We start from the raw sequence: 16583 nt of genomic DNA, 5'->3' as shown, positions 1-16583 counted from the left end.
CGTGGGGTGAACGGGTCGGGAGCAGGGTTTGCAGACGCCAGCCGCGCAGGGCAGCCGGAACGGACGGCCGAAGGTCACGGTGATGCTCATCACCTACAACCACGCCCGCTACATCGCCCGCGCGCTCGACAGCATCCTCGAGCAGAAGGTCGACTTTCCGTTCGCCATCCACGTCATCGACGACTGCTCGACCGACGGCGCCCAGGACATCATCCGCGACTACGCCGCCCGCCACCCCGGCGTGGTCAAGCCGTTCATCAACAAGAAGAACATCGGCCGGAAGGTCACCCAGAAGAACTTCTACCGCGGCCTGCGCACGCTGGACGGCGAGTACATGGCGGTGCTCGAGGGCGACGACTGCTGGACCTCTCCGGACCGCCTGCGGGCGCACGTGGAGTTTCTCGACGCGAACCCGGATTTCGTCGCCTGCGCCCACAACGTGCTGAAGGTCTACGAGGGCGACGCCAAGCCGCCCGAGCTCTACCTCAAGGGCCCCGTGAAGGAGGTCCACGACATCGAGGACCTCATCGGCCTGAGCTCGTTCTTCCACGCCTCCAGCCTGACGTTCCGCAACGTCTTCCGGGGACGCGCGCCGCGCTATTTCCGAAGCCCGCTGTCCTGCGACATCTTCATGAACATCGCCCACGCGCAGTTCGGGAAGATCCGCTACACGCCCGACCTCTGGTCGCTGTACCAGGTACACGGGGGCGGGCTGTTCTCGTCCATGAGCCAGACCAAGGGCTGGATGTGGAACATCGAAGGCTTCCTGGCCTTCAACCGCTGGCTCGGCTTTCGCTACCTCCCGCAGTTCGCCCAGACCATCTACCGCTACTGCGACACCCTGCTGGTGAGCGGGCGCGAGGAGGACGGGCTGACGTCCGAGAAGCGCCGCCGCTACGAGGCGCTCCGCCGACGTTACCGACGCATCGAGCGGGCCTGCCGCTGGGCCGATGTGCTGGCCGCCAAGTGGATTCCCGGCCGCCGGGCGCGCGGCGCCCCGGTGAAGCTCAACCTGGGCTGCGGGCGCCGGAAATGGCGTGACTGCGTGAACATCGACATCCGGCCGGAGGTCGACCCGGACATGGTCGTGGACCTGGAGCGCACGCCCTGGCCCTGGCCGGACGGCTACGCTCAGGAGGTCAGGCTGATCCATGCGCTGGAGCACCTGGGCGCCGACCTCGCCCAGTTCGACCGGATCATGGGCGAGCTCTACCGGATCTGCCAGCCCGGCGGGCGGGTGCACATCCGCGCCGCCCACCCGCGGCACGACAGCTTCATGGACAATCCCGCCTGCGTGCGCCCAGTGACCGCCGGCGTTCTGCGTCGGTTCGACGCCGTGGCCACCGCGGAGCCGGTGACCCACGCCGCCAAGCCGAAGCCGAGCAAGGTGGACTTCGAGATCGTGAACCGTCAGGCGGTGGTAGCCGAGCCCTATCTCAGCCGCCTGCAGAACGGCCAGCTCTCCCGCCAGCAGGTGGACGAGCTGATGAAGCAGAACTTCAACGTCTGCGCCGACGTCCTCATCGAGCTGGTCGCCCACAAGCCGCCGCGCCCGGCCCGCGCCGCTCAGGCGGCGGCCCCGGCCGTCACGGCGCCCCCTGCCGCTGTAGCCCGCGGCTGAGCGGGCCTGGCGCCTTCATTCCAATTTCCGGGCGGATCTTGGAAGGAAAGCTCGGCGGAAGGCCCACGGAGGCGCAAGAAAGAAATCCCTGGCGGATTTCTCCGCCCTAGACTTGCCCCGCAAGCTCATCCCACCGCGATGTCGCGGCCTGCTCTCGCGACCGCCGAGAGGTTGGCTCCGGCGCGGCGCGTGGATTATGGAATGCGAGATGTCTGACACCGTCCTTCTCACCCGCCGTCCCCATCCCGCCCCGACCGCGCCGCACGCGCGCGCGGCGCTCCTGGAAGACCCCGGCTTCGGCAAGGTCTTCACGGATCACATGGTGACGATCCGCTGGGTAGAAGGCCAAGGCTGGCATGACGCTCAGGTGCGGGCGCGCGAGCCGTTCCAGCTCGATCCGGCTTCGGCGGTGCTGCACTACGCCCAGGAGATCTTCGAGGGGCTGAAGGCCTACCGCACCCGCGGCAACGACGTGGTGCTGTTCCGACCGCACGAGAACGCCCGGCGCTTCAACGCCTCGGCAGACCGCATGGCGATGCCGCAGCTCCCGGAGGCGCTGTTCGTCGGCGCCATCGAGGCCCTCGTCCGCGCCGACGCCGATTGGATCCCCACCGGCGAGGGCAGCCTCTACCTGCGGCCGTTCATGATCGCGACGGAGGCCTTTCTGGGCGTGCGACCGGCCGCCGAGTACACCTTCTGCGTCATCGCCTGCCCGGTGGGCGCCTACTTCAAGGGCGGCGCGAAGCCGGTGACCGTGTGGGTCTCGGACCACTACACCCGGGCCGCGCCCGGCGGCACCGGCGCCGCCAAGTGCGGCGGCAACTACGCCGCCAGCCTGGTGGCCCAGGCCGAAGCGATCCGCAACGGCTGCGACCAGGTGGTGTTCCTCGACGCGGCCGAGCACCGCTACGTGGAGGAGCTGGGCGGCATGAACGTCTTCTTCGTCTTCGACGACGGGACGATGGTCACCCCGCCGCTGAACGGCACGATCCTGCCGGGCATCACCCGGGACTCGATCCTGACGCTCGCCCGGGCCGAGGGGCTCGAAGTGCAGGAGCGGCTCTACGGGTTCGACGAGTGGCAGGCCGACGCCGCGACGGGGCGGCTGCGTGAGGCCTTCGCCTGCGGCACCGCCGCGGTGCTGGCCGCCATCGGCGAGATCCGCCACGCGGGCGGGGCGTTCAAGATCAACGGCGGCGGCGAAGGCCCTGTGACCACGCGCCTGCGCGACCAGCTCACCGGCATCCAGCGCGCCACCGCGCCGGACCCGCATGGCTGGTCGCACAAGATCGACATGGAGGGCTGAGGCCCGCCCGCGGACCCCGGCCCCGGCGGCGGCCTCAGGCCGCCGTCGTCTCCAGCGCCGGATAGTCCACGTAGCCGGCCGGTCCCGGGGCGTAGAAGGTCTCCATCTGCCACGGGTTCAACGGCGCGCCGACACGCAGCCGTTCGGGCAGGTCGGGGTTCGAGATGAACAGCTTGCCGAAGCTCACCGCATCGGCCTCGCCCCTGTCGAGCAGCGCCTGGGCGCTCTCGGCGTCGAGCTTCTCGTTGGCGATGTAGACGCCGCCGAACTCGGCCTTGAGCTGCGGCCCGATCCGGCCTTCGCCGGTGTGTTCGCGGGCGAAGATGAAGGCGATGCCGCGCTCGCGCATGGCCCGGGCGACGTAGCCGAAGGTGGCCAGCGGGTCGCTGTCGCCCATGTCGTGGGAGTCGCCGCGCGGCGCGATGTGCAGGCCCACGCGGTCGGGCCCGAACACCGAGATCGCCGCGTCCACCGCCTCCAGCATCAGCCGGGCGCGGTTCTCGATGGACCCGCCGTAGGCGTCGGTTCGCCGATTGGTGCTGTCCTGCAGGAACTGGTCCAGCAGGTAGCCATTGGCGCCGTGCAGTTCGACCCCGTCGAAACCCGCACGCTTGGCGTTCTCGGCGCCCTTTCGATAGGCCTCCACCACCTCGGCGATGTCCTCAAGCGAGAGTTCTCGCGGGGTCGGATAGGGCCGCTTGGGCCGCAGCAGGCTGACCTCGCCCTTGGCGGCGATGGCGCTCGCCGAGACCGGGGGCTGGCCGTCCAGGAAACTGGGGTCCGAAATGCGGCCCACGTGCCAGAGCTGCATGAAGATCACGCCGCCGGCCTTGTGCACGGCTTGGGTGACCTGCTTCCAGCCTTCCACCTGCGCCTCCGACCAGATGCCGGGGGTGTCGGCGTAGCCGACGCCCATGGGCGTCACCGCGGTCGCCTCGCTGAGGATCAGGCCGGCCGAGGCGCGCTGTGCGTAGTACTCGGCCACCAGCGGCCCCGGGATCCGCTCGACGCCCGAGCGCGCGCGGGTCAGTGGCGCCATGACGATGCGGTTCTTCAGGGTCAGGTCGCCGACCTGGATGGGATCGAACAGCGTGGGCATTCCAAGCTCCTGGGAGGGACTGGAGCTTAGGTAGGCGGGCGGATCGTCCGCGCACGCCGAGAAATCCTGCGGCGAGCCGCAGAATTTCCCGACTGCGGGAATTGCAGGCAGCGCCCCCTAGCGCGCCCGCGGAAGGTCGAGCACGAAGCCGGCGGGATGGTGGAAGTCCGGCGGGCCCGGCGCATGGCTCAGCGACCAGTAGGAGATCGCGCCGTCGGACGCCTCCACCACGGCGGTGAGCGCAAGCCGCCAATCCTCGTCGGCGAAGGCCTGCAGGCCGGAAAGGTCGAAGGTGGCGGTGAGCGCGAGCGCCTCGCCCGTGCGGTGCGTCTCGATCGCCGGCGTGGGAGCCGCCGCCGGCCGCATGCCTTCCCGGTAGGCGTCGAACAGGTAGGCGGCCCAGCGGCCCGAAGGCGCGAGGTTGAGTTCCACATAACTCTCGCCGCTCGGCCGGCGCAGGAAGGCCTCGAAACAGGTGGAGCGCCACAGCTCGTCGGCGCGCTCCGGCGGCCCGGCCGGCGGCAGCACCACCTGCGCCAGGGCCCCTTCCGCGCGGTAGGTCAGGCGCAGCAGGCCGGGCGCAGGCCTGGCCGCGTCGGCCAGGAGGCTCGTCAGCGGCGAGCGGGGTGTCGCGGGGTGGGGCGTGAGCCTCGTCTGCATGCCGGCAGGCTAGCGGGCGCGACGCGGCGCGTCAGCGTCAGCGTCAGGCGTCGTGCATGCGCACGGTGTGCGCCACGTGGAACGAGCCGGAATGGCTGAGCACGATCCAGTCGCCGCTATGGGCGATGACCGGGCCTTCGGGCGTACGCACCTGCACGGCGGCGCCTTCGGCTACGGCCTGGGCCTCGTCGCCCAACCAGGTCCACAGCGTGCGCCAGCTCTTGGCGTCATGCGGCGGCGGAACGCGCAGCGCGGCGCCATGGTCGAACGGGGGATGCAGTTGAACGACTCGCATGGGTCCTGACGGTGGTCGAACTTGGAAAGGTCAGTTCCGCCCTGCTTCGGTGACCAAGACCTTAACCGGCTATCATTGTGCGGCTTGGGCGCTGGCCTCGAGCTGCCCGATCCGGATCTCGTACGACCGGGCGATGGCGTCCTTGCTGGCGGCGTTGGCGTTCTGGGCGGTGCGCCACTCCGCTTGCTGACGGTCTAGCGTCTCGCGGTCGACGCCGGCGGCCAGGGCCCGCTCGTAGGCGCGCTTCAGCCGGCGGTCGGCGGCCCGCAGGCCGGCGTCCTCGCAGAGCATGCGGGCCGCAGGCGTCGACTCGTACCGGCAGCGGTTCGCAGACTTGCGGGCAGGCGCCGCGGCTTTCGCGGCCGGCCGCACCGAGGCGCGCTCCAGCTTCGGTCGGGCCGTCGGCGCGGGCGCCGCCGCACGCTGAGCCGCCGGCGGGGGAACGGTGCTGGGGAGCGGCGGCGGGGGGGCTGCGGAGGCGAGCGGGGGGGCTGCAGAGGCGGGCGGGGACGGGACCGCCTGTGGCTGCGCCTCGGCGACCTGCAAGGGCTCCGGCGCGCCGGACGGGCTTCGGGTGAGGCGGCGGACGTCGGCGATCCGCTGGGCCGGCTCGACGCCGGGCGGCAGCGCGGATCGGGCCAGTTCGACGTGACGGGCGTCGGCCTCGCCGAACCAAGGCGTGTCGCCCGAGACGGTGGCGGCGAAGGCGTCGAAGGCCAGGCAGTAGTCGAGAATGCGCGGGTCGCCGCCGACCGCGCCGGCGCAGTCCCTGGAAAAGGCCTCGAGGCCATCGCGGCCCATGTCCGCGTAGACCACCTGGAACTGCTCGTAGGCGCGGCGGACCTGGGCGACATCGGCCTCGGGCGCGGCGGTCGGCGTCAGCGCCGCCGGGCGCTGGCCGGCCTTGGCGAGTTGCTCCGTGCTGACGTTCCGGGGGCGCGAGTCGTCCTCGCTCGAGAACCACCAGGCGAGCCCGCCCGACGCGGCGACCACCAGGACGCCGGCCGCGATCAATCCCACCAGGGGGCGGCGGGGCGGCTCCTCCAGGCGCTCCAGCAGCGGCGATTCAGGCTCGGGCATAGCCTGAAGGAAACTCCCAAGGCGCAGCTCGGGTTGCGCGCCTTCCCTTACGAGAACAGCGCTTTGCAAAACCGTCATATCGGCCTTAACTCCCAATAGAGCCGGGACGACAGACCGTTGATTCAAAAATACGGCTACGGAAGAATGATCCCGGAGCTTGGGAGGCAGATATTGGCAGAAACGTCCACGAAGGCGCCTGATCCGATGGACATCGCGCTCGGCGCCGCCGTCCGCGTCCGACGGCGAACCATCGGCCTGTCGCAGGAGGCGCTGGCCGAGCAGTGCGGCGTGAGTTTCCAGCAGATCCAGAAGTACGAGAACGGCGCGAACCGCATCTCCTTCTCGCGGCTCGTCCAGATCGCCCGGGCGCTGCAGTGCCGGGTGGTCGATCTCATGGACGTCCTGGACTCGCCCGATCGCGAGCCTTCGGGCGAGATGGCGGTTCTCGGCCGGGTGCGCACGCCCGGCGCGCTTGAGCTGCTCGCCGCCTACGAGCGGCTCCCGCCGGACGCCCGCTCCAGCCTGGTCAACTTCCTGAAGAGCATCACGCCCGCGCCGGCGACCGAAGTCGCCTGACGCCGGTCAGTCGCCGGCGAGCACGCGGTCGATCACAGCCCGGGCCTCCGGGCCCGACCAGTCCGCCTCTCCGGCGACGCGGCCCTTCTCCAGCCCGTCGGGGCCATAGATCACCGTCGTCGGCATTCCCGCCGCCGCCGGCTTCAGCGCGAACGGCAGCTTCATCGAGCGGTCGTGGTAGAACTTCAGCGGCGGGTGCTTGCCGATGAACAGCCGCGCCTTCTCGGCCGCGTCCTCGCCGTCGATGCTGATCGCCACCACCTCCACCGGCTTCCCGGCGTAGGCGGCCTGCAGCTTGGCCAGGGTCGGCATCTCGATCACGCAGGGGCCGCACCAGGTCGCCCACACGTTCATCACCACCACCTTGCCCTTGAAGTCCGCGAGCCGCACCTCGGAGCCCTCGGCGTCGTAGAAGGTGTTGGTCGGCGGCGCCGTCGGCTCCTCGGGCACGACGAGCTTGGCCATCTCGCCCTTGGCGACCTCCGCGAGCCCGCCCTTCGGCTGAGGTTTGAACGAGGCCTGGGCGATGATGTAGAGAACCGCCGCGACGCCGATGAGAGCGGCGCCCCAGAGGGCCCATGTCAGGATCCCGCCCCTGGGCTTCGCCGCGGATTGTTCGCTCATATGACTGACTCTTCCTCCGACGCCCCGAAGACCGCCTCCGGCGCCGCCCAGGCTGGGCAGGCCATGTGGGGCGGCCGCTTCTCCGACAAGCCGGCCGAGCTGATGCAGGCGATCAACGTCTCCATCGGCTTCGATCGCCGTCTGGCGGCCCAGGACCTGGCCGGGTCCCGCGCGCACGCCGCGATGTTGCGCAAGGCCGGCGTCATTTCAAGCGAGGACGAGGCGGCGATCCAGGGCGGCCTCGAAACCATCGCCGCCGAGATCGAGGCGGGGACCTTCCCCTTCCGGGAGGAGTTCGAGGACATCCACATGAACGTGGAGGCCCGGCTGCGCGAGCTGATCGGCCCTGCGGCCGGCCGGCTCCATACCGCCCGCTCACGCAACGACCAGGTGGCCCTCGATTTCCGCATGTGGGTCCGCGACGCCTGCGACCGCGCCGGAGCCCAGATCCGGGCCCTGCAGCAGGCGCTGGTGGCCAAGGCCGAACCGCACGCGGGGGCCATCATGCCGGGTTTCACCCACCTGCAGCCCGCCCAGCCGGTGACCTTCGGCCACCACCTGATGGCCTATGTGGAGATGTTCGGCCGCGACGCCTCGCGCTTCGCCGACGCGCGGGCGCGCATGAACGAGAGCCCGCTGGGCGCCGCCGCCCTGGCCGGCTCCCCCTTCCCCATCGATCGCCACATGACCGCCCAGGCGCTCGGCTTCGCGCGGCCCACGGCCAACTCGCTGGACAGTGTCGCCGACCGGGACTTCGCCCTGGAGGCGCTGGCCGCCGCCACCATCTGCGCCACCCACCTGTCGCGGTTGGCGGAAGAGATCGTGATCTGGATGACGCCGCAGTTCGGCTTCGTCCGGCTCTCCGACGCCTTCACCACCGGCTCGTCGATCATGCCGCAGAAGAAGAACCCCGACGCGGCCGAGCTGGTGCGGGCCAAGGTCGGCCGGCTGCTGGGCTCGTTCACCCAGCTCGCGGTGGTCATGAAGGGCCTGCCGCTGACCTATTCGAAGGACATGCAGGAGGACAAGCTGCCCACGTTCGAGGCCTTCGACGCGCTCGAGCTCTCCCTACGCGCCATGGCCGGCATGGTCGCCGACCTGGAGCCTGCCACGGATCGCATGGCCGCCGCGGCCGGCGCGGGCTTCTCCACGGCCACCGACCTGGCCGACTGGCTGGTGCGCGAGCTCAACCTCCCGTTCCGCGACGCCCACCACGTGACCGGCGCAGCGGTGAAGCGCGCCGAGCAGCTCGGCTGCGACCTGCCCGGGTTGCCGCTTTCGGAGTTGGAGGCGCTGGACCCCAGGATCACCGCGGGTGTTTATGAGGTGCTGACGCCGCAGGCTTCCGCGGCCAGCCGCAAGAGCTACGGCGGAACCGCCCCGGACCAGGTGCGGGCCCAGATCCAGCGTTGGAAGGAACTCCTGGCATGACGACCCGCATCCCCGCCCTGATCGTGCTCCTCGCCGCCGCTGGCGCGCTGACCGCGTGCGGCAAGATGGGCCCGCTGGAGCGGCCCGGCCCGCTGTTCGGCGGCACGTCGACGACCCGCCAGGCCGACGAGGCCGAGCGCCAGGCGCAGGACCCAACCCGGCCGGTGAACACCGTCGACCCGCGCGACCGGTCCACCGATCCCGCGCCGGCGCGCACCATCCCGATCCCGGGCCAGAGCCCCGACCCGACCCGACCCGCGCCGCAGGGCGCCCTGCCCGACCCCTACGCCAACCCCCGCCGATGAACCATTTCGAGCTGCGCGGCGGCGAGCTCCACTGCGAGGACGTGCCGCTTTCGCGCATCGCCGCCGAGGTGGGGACGCCGGTCTACGTCTATTCCTCCGCCACCCTGGAGCGGCACTACCTCGTGCTGCGCGACGCGCTGGTCGCCGCCGGCCTGAAGGACCCGCTGATCGCGTTCGCGGTGAAGGCCAACTCCAACGTCGCCGTGCTGCGCACCCTGGGCCGGCTGGGCGCAGGCGCCGACGTGGTCTCCGAGGGCGAGGTCCGCCGGGCGCTCGCCGCCGGCATCCCCGGTGAGCGGATCGTGTTCTCCGGCGTCGGCAAGACCGAGCGCGAGGTCGCCTTCGCCCTCGAGGCCGGCGTCGCCGAGATCAATGTGGAGTCCGAGCCCGAGCTGCACCTGGTGAACCAGGTGGCCCAGCGGCTGGGGCAGCGCGCCCAGGTGGCGATCCGGGTGAACCCGGACGTGGAGGCCGGCGGCCACGCCAAGATCTCCACCGGCAAGGCCGAGAACAAGTTCGGCGTCTCCTTCGCCGAGGCCGAACGGCTCTACGCCAACGCCTCCAACATGGCCGGCGTGCGGCCGGTGGGCGTCGCCTGCCACATCGGCAGCCAGATCACCGACCTCGCCCCCATGGACGCGGCCTTCCGCAAGATGCGCGGCCTCGTCGAACGCCTGCGCGCCGAGGGCTTGGCGGTGGAGCGCCTCGACCTCGGCGGCGGTCTGGGCGTGCCCTACTTCAACCAGCCGGAGCCGCCCTCGCCCGAGGCCTACGCTCGGATGATCGCCGGCGCCATGGCCGGCCTCGACATCCAGTTCGCCTTCGAGCCGGGCCGGATGATCGCGGCCAACGCCGGCGTGCTGGTCGCCCGGGTGCAGCACGTGAACCGCCGACCCGAGGGGCGGAACTTCCTGGTGCTCGACGCCGCCATGAACGACCTGCTGCGGCCGGCGATGTACGACGCGTACCACGACATCCGGCCCGTGCAGCCGCGGGACGGGGCGCCCGAGACCTACGATGTGGTGGGCCCGGTCTGCGAGACCGGCGACACCTTCACCCGTGACCGCGAACTGCCGCCCCTGCAGGCCGACGACCTGATCGCCTTCATGAGCGCCGGCGCCTACGGCGCCGCCATGGCCAGCGAGTACAACTCCCGCCTGCTAGCGCCGGAGGTCCTGGTCCGCGGCGGCGAGTACGCCGTCGTGCGCCCTCGCCCGACCTACGAGGACATGCTCGAGCGCGAACGCCCGGCGCCCTGGCTCTGAGCTAGTCCATTGCGCCGACGTAGGGCAGGCCGCGGAAGCGGCCGGCGGCGTCCATGCCATAGCCGACGAGGAAACGCGGCGGCGCTTCCCACGCCACGAAGTCGGGCTTGAGGGCGCGTTCCGTGGGCCAGGGCTTCGAGGCGAAGACGGCGGTCATCACCTCGCTCGCGCCCGCGTCGCGGACCAGGCGCGCGGCCTCCGACAGCGAGAGCCCGGTGTCGAAAACGTCATCGACGATCAGCGCCTTCTGCCCCACCAGCGGCCGCTGCAGGTCTGCGCGCACCTCGCAGCGTCCGGTGGAGACCCGCTGGTCCTTGTAGGAGGCGAGCCACAGCGCGTCGAAGCGCACGAACCGTCCATGCCGGGCGAGCGCCCGCATCAGGTCGGAGCAGAACCACAGTCCCCCGGTCAGCAGGCAGACCGCCACGGTGTCGTCGTCGAGCCGCGGCGCCATCTCGCGCGCCAGGGCTTCCACCCGCTCGGCCACCTCGGCCTCGGTGAGCAGGACTTCCTTGATGTCGTCAGCCATGATGATCGGATAGCGCGTCCGGGGCGTCCGCGGGAAGCGGCCGAGCCTCTTCGGCGGCCGGCGCGTGGCCCGTTGTGGGCGCTTCGGCCTCGGCGTGCACGGCGGCGGGCGCCGCCTGCCCCTCCGGGGTCTCGAACGCCAGGGCCAGGTCGTGCACGCTGGACGGCGGGGCCTCGATCTCCACGGCGAAATAGCGGGTGGCCCCGGCCGGGATGCCCGGGTCCACCGGGCGCACCACCTTGGCGGCGAGCAGCCGGCCGGTGCGGGTCAGCATGTCGATGCGGATGGCGGGGGCCTGGGCGGGCTCCTCGCGCAGGTTGCGAATCCGGCCGGTGACCGCCAGCACGGGCCGTCCGGCCTGGAAGGCGGGCGTCGCCTTCACCTCCTCGATCACCAGGCCCAGCGTGTTCACCGGCACGCCCAGGCCGGCGTAGGCGCCGGAGGTCTGCGGCGCGAGCCGGACGATGCTGTCGCGGAACACGAGCGCGCCGACGACGACCAGCGCGACGGCGGCGGCCATGCCCCCCCAGGCGACGATCGCGCCCACGGGCTTCTTCGGCGGCGCGACCGGCGCGGGCGCCGGGCGGGGCCGAGGCGTGGGGTCAGGCCCGCTGACCTCCAGGTCGTCTTCAGGCGCGGCGCCGGGGGCCGGGGGTTCGGAGGGCGGCGGCGCCTCGGCCGTCGCCTCTTCGAACAGGTCAGGATCTGGGTCGGCGGCGCGGTCGTTCTGGGCCGTGTGCCAGCGGGCGCCGCAGTTGGTGCACTTGACCGTCCGGCCACCCTCGGGGATGCGCGAGTCATCCACGAAATAGCTGGTGGCGCACTCTGGACAGGTCAGTATCATGACGGCCGAATCGCGACGCTCCAGCAACCCCCTTCGAGGTCGCCGATTTCCGGCTCCATGTCCAGAAACCCCAACGTCGCTGCGGCGACAGACGCCGCCGACGAGGTCGTCCGTTTCGACGACGTTTCCATGCGCTACGGCCGCGGGCCGGAAGTGCTGAGCGACCTCAACTTCGCCCTGGCGCCCGGCAGCTTCCACTTCATCACCGGCCCCTCCGGGGCGGGCAAGAGCTCGCTCCTGAAGCTAATCTACCTGGCTGCTCGCCCATCGAAGGGTCTCATCCACCTGTTCGGCCACGACGTGGCCCAGGAGAGCGCGCGGACCCGCCCGCACCTGCGCCGGCGGATCGGTGTGGTCTTCCAGGACCTGCTGCTGCTGGAGCACCTGTCGGCCTTCGACAACGCCGCCATCCCGCTGCGCATCGCCGGAGCCCGTCCGGCCGACTACCGGGGCGACGTGGCCGAGCTGCTGAGCTGGGTGGGCCTGGGCCAGCGGATGCACGCCATGCCCGCCACCCTGGCCGGCGGCGAAAAGCAGCGGCTCGCGATCGCCCGCGCCGTGGTGAACCGGCCCGAGATCCTGCTGGCCGACGAACCCACCGCCAACGTCGACCACGAGATGGCCCTGCGCATCTTCCGGCTGTTCGTGGAGTTGAACCGGCTGGGCACCACCATCGTCATCGCAACCCACGACCAGGACCTCGTCGCGCGCTCCGGCCGGCCGGTCCTGCACCTGGAGCGCGGCCGGCTGACGCCGAAGGGGCCGCTGGGACCGGCCGTCGCATGAGCCAGCCGCTGTTCGACCCCGCCCGCTGGAAGCCCGCGCCCTTCCTGCCGGAGAGCGACGCGCGCGATGGCGCCCTGATCTTTGTCGTTGCGGTGCTCTGCTTCCTGGCCTGCCTGACGGCGCTGGGCGTGCTCGCCGCCGACCGTGCGGCGCGGGGCTGGAGCAGCCAACTGGCCGGCGAGGCCACCGTCATCGTGCGGGCGAAGGGCGGCGAGACGCCGGACGCCGCCGCGGCCCGCGCCGCGGAGACCCTGGCCGGCGTCGGCGGGGTCACCGAGGCCCGCGCCCTGGAGCGCGAGAAGGCCTACGACCTGATCCGGCCGTGGCTCGGCGACGTGGCCGACCTCGAGGACCTGCCCGTGCCCCGGCTCGTGGCCGTGACCCTGGACGAGGCCCAGCCCGCCACCGCCCGGGCGCTGGACCTGGCCCTGCGGGCGCAGGGGATCGACGCTGTGGTGGACGACCACAGCGTCTGGATCGAGGACATCCGCCGCGCGGCCGGCATGGTCCGGTGGGCGGGCGCGGCGGTCTTCCTGCTGATCGCCGGCGCGGCCGCCGCCGTGGTGGCCTTCGCCACCCGCGCCGGGCTCGCCGCCCGCAAGGACGTGGTCGAGGTGCTGCACCTTTCGGGCGCGGAGGACTCCTTCATCGCCCGCCTGTTCCAGCTCCGCTTCGCTCAGATCGCCGGCGTCGCCGGCCTGCTCGGCGCCGTGGCGGCGGCGGCCGCGGGCGCCCTGGCGCGCCTGGCCGGCGGCGGCGCGGGCCTGACCCCCGTCCTGCCCATCGCCTGGATCGACCTGCTCGCGGTGCTACCCTGCCCTCTCCTGGCCGCGTTCGTGGCCGCCCTGGCGGCGAGGCTCACGGCCTCCGCGCTGATCCGGGAGATGGAATGAAGTCGGTCGCGGCCTTCCTGGTCCTCGCCCTGATCTGGACGGCGGGGCTGTTCGCCTTCGCCGCGCGGGTGCAGCAATCGACCCCCGCGCCGCTGCCGATGCCGGCCGACGGCATCGTCGCGCTGACCGGCGCCAACTCGAATCTGCGAATCGCCACGGCGGTGAACCTGCTTGAGCGGGACCTCGGCCAACGGGTGCTGGTCTCCGGCGTGAACCGGGAAGCGAGCCGGGAGGACATCCGCACGGTCAGCCGCGCCGTGCGGCGGCTCTACGACTGCTGCGTCGATCTTGGCTTCACCGCCGCTGACACGGTGGGCAACGCCCGCGAGACCGCGGAGTGGGCCGACGCCATGCGCTACGGCTCGCTGATCATCGTCACCGCGGACTACCACATGCCCCGCGCCATGCTGGAGCTGCGCGCCGTGCTGCGCGAGCCGGAGGTGACCCTGCAGGCCTATCCGGTGCCGACGCCGGCCCTGAAGGCGCGGGGCTGGTGGCGCAGCCCGCGGGCGGCCCGCTTGATGGTTGTGGAGTACTCCAAGTATCTGGCGATCCTCGGCCGGGAGGCGGTGCTGGGGCTCGGCCCCCGTGAGCCCGTCCCGGCGCAACAGAAGGCCGCCTCGTGATCGCCGTCCGCTCCTTCCTCTACGTGGCGCTGTTCTACCTCTGGACCGCGATGGTCGCAGTCCTTGCCACGCCGGTGCTGCTGGGACCCGCCCGCTGGACGCTGGCCATGTTCCACTTCTGGGGCCGGGGCGTGGTCGGCCTGCTGCGGATCTGCGACATCCGGGTGGAGGTGCGCGGGCGCCAGCACATCCCTACCGGTCCCGCCCTCGTCGCGCCCAAGCACCAGTGCATGCTGGACGTCTTCGCCCAGTTCACCTGGCTGCCCGCCTCGGTGTTCGTGATGAAGAAGGAGCTGAACTGGATCCCCTGGTTCGGCTGGTACGCCGCCAAGGTCGGCACCATCGACATCGACCGCTCCGGCCACGCCACGGCGCTCAAGAACATGGTCCGCCGCGCCAAGGTGCTGTTCCAGAAGGACCGCCAGGTGGTGATCTTCCCCGAGGGCACTCGGGGCGAGCCGGGCGTCCGGGGCGACTATAAGCCCGGGATCGCCGCCCTCTACCGCGAGCTCGACGTGCCGGTGATCCCGGTGGCCACCAACTCGGGCGTCCACTGGCCGGCGCACGGCTTCATCCGCCGCCCCGGCGTGATCGTCTTCGAGTACCTGGAGCCGATCCCGCCCGGCCTGAAGCGGGCCGAGTTCATGCGCACTCTCGAGGAGCGCATCGAGACGGCGTCCGAGAAGCTGCTGGCGCTCTAGCACGGAACGCTCCCCCGTCCCGCCCGTTCAGAACGGAACGCGAACGACGGAGGCGGCGAAGATGGCCCAGGCCCAGCACGACAACCCCAAGCTCGACCCGAACCCGGGCTCCAACACCCAGAAGGATCCCGACGACTGGGTTTCGGGCGACGAGCCGATGACCGGCGCGCAGGCGTCGTATCTGACCACCTTGTCGGAGGAGGCCCACGAGGAGCCGCCGCCGGAGGACCTGTCAAAGGCCGAGGCCTCCAAGCGCATCGACGCGCTGAAGGAGAAGCTCGGCCGCTAGCCGGCGGCCAGTTCGCGGCGCTCGACGAGCCCGAGCAGCGTCTCCATGGCGTGGTCGCGGACGCCCTCCTCGCGCAGGTGCGCCACGAGGTCCCGCAGGTAGTCCACGTTCCGGCCGGACAAGCCGGTAGCTCCGGCGATCAGCTCGGCCTGACGCTCCAGGCCGAGCGCGCCCGCCCACTGCGGATGGCGCACGTCCGACAGGAAAACCAGGGCGTCGACACGCCGCCCGTCGGCCAGGCGCACATGGCGCCGGGCCTCTACATAGGTCTCGGTCGGCTGCTCGCGCTCGACCAGGTAGGCGTAGACCTCAGGCCAGGCAGGCTCGGCGATCCGGTAGGCCATGCCGCGCGTCGCCCCGCCGGGCGCGAGGCCCAGCACCAGGCCCGGCCGTTCGTAGGTGCCGCGATGGTGGACCGAATAGATGCAGAAGGCCCGGCGGCGGCCGTGTAGGGTGGCGGGCCTGCGTTCCAGGAACTCGAACCCCGGCCGCCACATCAGCGAGCCGTAGCCGAAGACCCAATGCTCGTCCGCCATCGCGCCCCGCGCTAAACCTCAAGGCCATGTCTCTGCACGATCTGCCGCCGCCCCGCAAACACAGCCGGCTGGGGCTCTACATCCCGTTCGGCATCGCCCTCCTGGTGGTCGTCGCCTGGACGATCCTGTGGCTCTGGGCCCGCGGCGAGGCCCGCACCCGGATGGACGCGGCCGTCGCCGACCTCAAGCAGGCGGGATACGAGGTGAGCTGGGAAGACCGCAGCATCAGCGGCTATCCCCTGCGGCTCAGCGTGACCTTGACCGGCGCGCGGGTGCGGGAGCCGTCCGGCTGGGGTCTGCAGGCGCCCTTGCTCGAGGGTGACGCCTACATGCATGCGCCGGGGCACTGGATGCTGGCCGCTCCCGAGGGTCTGACCTTCGTCCGCCCGATCGGCGGCCCCGTGGCCGTGCGCGGCGAGACCATCCGCGCCAGCCTGAAGGATCTCGACCGCACGCCGCCGAGCTTCTCCCTGCAGGGCGCCAAGCTCACCTTCCAGCCGACCGCAGGCGCCCAGCCGTTCGGTTTGGAGTCCGCCGACCTCGTGGAGTTCCACCTGCGTCCCGGACCTGACGACGAAGGACTGGTCGCCACGGAAGTGAAGAACGGCCGCGCCCGGCTGTCGGGCCTGTTCGGCCGCATCGCCGGGGAGAAGCCGGTGTCCATCGTCTGGAACTCGCGGGTGACGAAGATGAGCGCCTTCCGCGGGAGCGACTGGCCCTCCGCGGTGCGCGCCTGGTCCGACGCCGGCGGCCAGATGCGGGTCGTCCAGGCCGGCGTCACCGCCGGCGACGCCCTGCTCGGCTCCAACGCCGGGACGCTGAACGTCGGCATGGACGGCCGCGTTCGCGGGACGCTGGACGTCACCCTGAAGCAGGCCCCGATGGCGCTGGGCGCCATGGGGCAGACCGGCGTGATCCGACCGGAGGCGGCCGACGCGGCGGCCGCCGTGGCCCAGGCCCGCCAGGGCGCGGGCGAGGCGGCCCGGGCGACCATCAACTTCCAGGCCGGTCAGACGACGCTCGGACCCGTGGCGCTGGGCCCCGCTCCGAAGGTTTATGAGCGCCGCTGAACGCCGTTACCCCGATAGCCAAGCCGGCCGCGATGGGCGATGCTGCC

The 16583-nt window shown here is 71.6% G+C and carries 20 protein-coding genes; 12 read left to right on the top strand and 8 right to left on the bottom strand.

The annotated features are described in order from the left end of the window. The first annotated feature begins 28 nt into the window (after positions 1-28). Positions 29-1621 carry a glycosyltransferase gene (locus ACE3Q8_RS14565; RefSeq protein WP_374471008.1) on the top strand — a complete coding sequence of 531 codons (1593 nt, stop codon included), beginning with the start codon at positions 29-31 and terminating at the stop codon, positions 1619-1621. 208 nt (positions 1622-1829) lie between these two features. After that, a complete protein-coding gene (locus tag ACE3Q8_RS14560) occupies positions 1830-2927 on the top strand; it encodes a branched-chain amino acid aminotransferase (RefSeq protein WP_374471007.1) in 1098 nt (365 codons plus the stop codon). A gap of 34 nt (positions 2928-2961) precedes the next feature. On the opposite strand, the gene ACE3Q8_RS14555 is transcribed toward ACE3Q8_RS14560, so the two are convergent. The 4 genes from ACE3Q8_RS14555 to ACE3Q8_RS14540 form a co-directional block, all read right to left on the bottom strand. Then, positions 2962-4026, bottom strand: a complete 1065-nt coding sequence (locus ACE3Q8_RS14555; protein ID WP_374471006.1) for an alkene reductase — start codon at positions 4024-4026, stop codon at positions 2962-2964. A gap of 117 nt (positions 4027-4143) precedes the next feature. Then, complete coding sequence (locus tag ACE3Q8_RS14550) at positions 4144-4686, bottom strand: DOMON-like domain-containing protein (protein WP_374471005.1); 543 nt, start codon at positions 4684-4686, stop codon at positions 4144-4146. Positions 4687-4729: 43 nt separating this feature from the next. Beyond that, positions 4730-4981: a hypothetical protein gene (locus tag ACE3Q8_RS14545; RefSeq protein WP_374471004.1), complete on the bottom strand. Its 252-nt coding sequence runs from the start codon at positions 4979-4981 to the stop codon at positions 4730-4732. A 72-nt stretch (positions 4982-5053) separates the two neighbouring features. Further along, on the bottom strand, positions 5054-6061 hold the full coding sequence (locus ACE3Q8_RS14540) for a hypothetical protein (protein ID WP_374471003.1): 1008 nt from the start codon (positions 6059-6061) through the stop codon (positions 5054-5056). Positions 6062-6265: 204 nt separating this feature from the next. Between ACE3Q8_RS14540 and ACE3Q8_RS14535 the strand changes: the two genes are divergently transcribed. Continuing rightward, positions 6266-6637, top strand: a complete 372-nt coding sequence (locus ACE3Q8_RS14535; RefSeq protein ID WP_374471002.1) for a helix-turn-helix domain-containing protein — start codon at positions 6266-6268, stop codon at positions 6635-6637. A gap of 6 nt (positions 6638-6643) precedes the next feature. Here ACE3Q8_RS14535 and ACE3Q8_RS14530 read toward each other — a convergent pair whose 3' ends face one another. Next, complete coding sequence (locus ACE3Q8_RS14530) at positions 6644-7261, bottom strand: TlpA family protein disulfide reductase (protein WP_374471001.1); 618 nt, start codon at positions 7259-7261, stop codon at positions 6644-6646. Here ACE3Q8_RS14530 and argH point away from each other — a divergent pair, their 5' ends adjacent. From argH to lysA, 3 genes are read left to right on the top strand one after another with little or no spacing between them, the layout of a single operon-like run. Further along, a complete protein-coding gene (gene argH, locus ACE3Q8_RS14525) occupies positions 7262-8692 on the top strand; it encodes an argininosuccinate lyase (RefSeq protein WP_374471000.1) in 1431 nt (476 codons plus the stop codon). Next, positions 8689-8997: a hypothetical protein gene (locus ACE3Q8_RS14520; protein ID WP_374470999.1), complete on the top strand. Its 309-nt coding sequence runs from the start codon at positions 8689-8691 to the stop codon at positions 8995-8997. The genes argH and ACE3Q8_RS14520 overlap by 4 nt, the downstream gene beginning before the upstream one ends. Beyond that, positions 8994-10262, top strand: coding sequence for a diaminopimelate decarboxylase (lysA, locus tag ACE3Q8_RS14515; RefSeq protein ID WP_374470998.1), 1269 nt, complete (start codon positions 8994-8996; stop codon positions 10260-10262). Before ACE3Q8_RS14520 ends, lysA begins: the two co-directional genes overlap by 4 nt. A gap of 1 nt (position 10263) precedes the next feature. Here the strand turns inward: lysA and ACE3Q8_RS14510 are convergent, their stop codons facing one another. Both ACE3Q8_RS14510 and ACE3Q8_RS14505 read right to left on the bottom strand, forming a co-directional pair. Beyond that, a complete protein-coding gene (locus tag ACE3Q8_RS14510; protein ID WP_374470997.1) occupies positions 10264-10791 on the bottom strand; it encodes a phosphoribosyltransferase in 528 nt (175 codons plus the stop codon). Next, positions 10784-11635 carry a DUF3426 domain-containing protein gene (locus ACE3Q8_RS14505; RefSeq protein ID WP_374470996.1) on the bottom strand — a complete coding sequence of 284 codons (852 nt, stop codon included), beginning with the start codon at positions 11633-11635 and terminating at the stop codon, positions 10784-10786. Before ACE3Q8_RS14505 ends, ACE3Q8_RS14510 begins: the two co-directional genes overlap by 8 nt. 57 nt (positions 11636-11692) lie before the next feature. Here ACE3Q8_RS14505 and ACE3Q8_RS14500 point away from each other — a divergent pair, with 57 nt between their 5' ends. The 5 genes from ACE3Q8_RS14500 (at position 11693) to ACE3Q8_RS14480 (ending at position 14930) form a co-directional block, all read left to right on the top strand. Then, entirely contained in the window at positions 11693-12421 is a 729-nt protein-coding gene (locus ACE3Q8_RS14500) for a cell division ATP-binding protein FtsE (RefSeq protein ID WP_374470995.1), read from the top strand. After that, on the top strand, positions 12418-13314 hold the full coding sequence (locus ACE3Q8_RS14495) for a cell division protein FtsX (protein WP_374470994.1): 897 nt from the start codon (positions 12418-12420) through the stop codon (positions 13312-13314). The genes ACE3Q8_RS14500 and ACE3Q8_RS14495 overlap by 4 nt, the downstream gene beginning before the upstream one ends. Beyond that, the gene (locus tag ACE3Q8_RS14490; RefSeq protein ID WP_374470993.1) at positions 13311-13940 is read left to right on the top strand and encodes a YdcF family protein; all 630 of its coding nucleotides are present in this window, start codon (positions 13311-13313) and stop codon (positions 13938-13940) included. The genes ACE3Q8_RS14495 and ACE3Q8_RS14490 overlap by 4 nt, the downstream gene beginning before the upstream one ends. Then, entirely contained in the window at positions 13937-14641 is a 705-nt protein-coding gene (locus ACE3Q8_RS14485; protein WP_374470992.1) for a lysophospholipid acyltransferase family protein, read from the top strand. Before ACE3Q8_RS14490 ends, ACE3Q8_RS14485 begins: the two co-directional genes overlap by 4 nt. A gap of 61 nt (positions 14642-14702) precedes the next feature. Next, positions 14703-14930 carry a DUF3072 domain-containing protein gene (locus tag ACE3Q8_RS14480; protein WP_374470991.1) on the top strand — a complete coding sequence of 76 codons (228 nt, stop codon included), beginning with the start codon at positions 14703-14705 and terminating at the stop codon, positions 14928-14930. On the opposite strand, the gene ACE3Q8_RS14475 is transcribed toward ACE3Q8_RS14480, so the two are convergent. Beyond that, a complete protein-coding gene (locus tag ACE3Q8_RS14475; protein WP_374470990.1) occupies positions 14927-15466 on the bottom strand; it encodes a gamma-glutamylcyclotransferase in 540 nt (179 codons plus the stop codon). The two genes, ACE3Q8_RS14480 and ACE3Q8_RS14475, sit on opposite strands and share 4 nt — an antisense overlap. Positions 15467-15492: 26 nt before the next feature. Between ACE3Q8_RS14475 and ACE3Q8_RS14470 the strand changes: the two genes are divergently transcribed. Then, a complete protein-coding gene (locus ACE3Q8_RS14470; RefSeq protein WP_374470989.1) occupies positions 15493-16536 on the top strand; it encodes a DUF2125 domain-containing protein in 1044 nt (347 codons plus the stop codon). Positions 16537-16583: the final 47 nt, after the last annotated feature.

This window comes from Phenylobacterium sp., from assembly GCF_041913825.1.
Lineage (GTDB): Bacteria > Pseudomonadota > Alphaproteobacteria > Caulobacterales > Caulobacteraceae > Phenylobacterium.
This window is presented reverse-complemented; position numbering and strand designations above follow the sequence as displayed.

Excerpts from the sequence above, each read along its gene's own strand:
- ACE3Q8_RS14560 (WP_374471007.1), top strand. The coding sequence starts at position 1,830 with ATGTCTGACACCGTCCTTCTCACCCGCCGTCCCCATCCCGCCCCGACC.
- ACE3Q8_RS14555 (WP_374471006.1), bottom strand. The coding sequence starts at position 4,026 with ATGCCCACGCTGTTCGATCCCATCCAGGTCGGCGACCTGACCCTGAAG.
- ACE3Q8_RS14550 (WP_374471005.1), bottom strand. The coding sequence starts at position 4,686 with ATGCAGACGAGGCTCACGCCCCACCCCGCGACACCCCGCTCGCCGCTG.
- ACE3Q8_RS14545 (WP_374471004.1), bottom strand. The coding sequence starts at position 4,981 with ATGCGAGTCGTTCAACTGCATCCCCCGTTCGACCATGGCGCCGCGCTG.
- ACE3Q8_RS14540 (WP_374471003.1), bottom strand. The coding sequence starts at position 6,061 with ATGCCCGAGCCTGAATCGCCGCTGCTGGAGCGCCTGGAGGAGCCGCCC.
- ACE3Q8_RS14535 (WP_374471002.1), top strand. The coding sequence starts at position 6,266 with ATGGACATCGCGCTCGGCGCCGCCGTCCGCGTCCGACGGCGAACCATC.
- ACE3Q8_RS14530 (WP_374471001.1), bottom strand. The coding sequence starts at position 7,261 with ATGAGCGAACAATCCGCGGCGAAGCCCAGGGGCGGGATCCTGACATGG.
- argH (WP_374471000.1), top strand. The coding sequence starts at position 7,262 with ATGACTGACTCTTCCTCCGACGCCCCGAAGACCGCCTCCGGCGCCGCC.
- ACE3Q8_RS14520 (WP_374470999.1), top strand. The coding sequence starts at position 8,689 with ATGACGACCCGCATCCCCGCCCTGATCGTGCTCCTCGCCGCCGCTGGC.
- lysA (WP_374470998.1), top strand. The coding sequence starts at position 8,994 with ATGAACCATTTCGAGCTGCGCGGCGGCGAGCTCCACTGCGAGGACGTG.
- ACE3Q8_RS14510 (WP_374470997.1), bottom strand. The coding sequence starts at position 10,791 with ATGGCTGACGACATCAAGGAAGTCCTGCTCACCGAGGCCGAGGTGGCC.
- ACE3Q8_RS14505 (WP_374470996.1), bottom strand. The coding sequence starts at position 11,635 with ATGATACTGACCTGTCCAGAGTGCGCCACCAGCTATTTCGTGGATGAC.
- ACE3Q8_RS14500 (WP_374470995.1), top strand. The coding sequence starts at position 11,693 with ATGTCCAGAAACCCCAACGTCGCTGCGGCGACAGACGCCGCCGACGAG.
- ACE3Q8_RS14495 (WP_374470994.1), top strand. The coding sequence starts at position 12,418 with ATGAGCCAGCCGCTGTTCGACCCCGCCCGCTGGAAGCCCGCGCCCTTC.
- ACE3Q8_RS14490 (WP_374470993.1), top strand. The coding sequence starts at position 13,311 with ATGAAGTCGGTCGCGGCCTTCCTGGTCCTCGCCCTGATCTGGACGGCG.
- ACE3Q8_RS14480 (WP_374470991.1), top strand. The coding sequence starts at position 14,703 with ATGGCCCAGGCCCAGCACGACAACCCCAAGCTCGACCCGAACCCGGGC.
- ACE3Q8_RS14475 (WP_374470990.1), bottom strand. The coding sequence starts at position 15,466 with ATGGCGGACGAGCATTGGGTCTTCGGCTACGGCTCGCTGATGTGGCGG.
- ACE3Q8_RS14470 (WP_374470989.1), top strand. The coding sequence starts at position 15,493 with ATGTCTCTGCACGATCTGCCGCCGCCCCGCAAACACAGCCGGCTGGGG.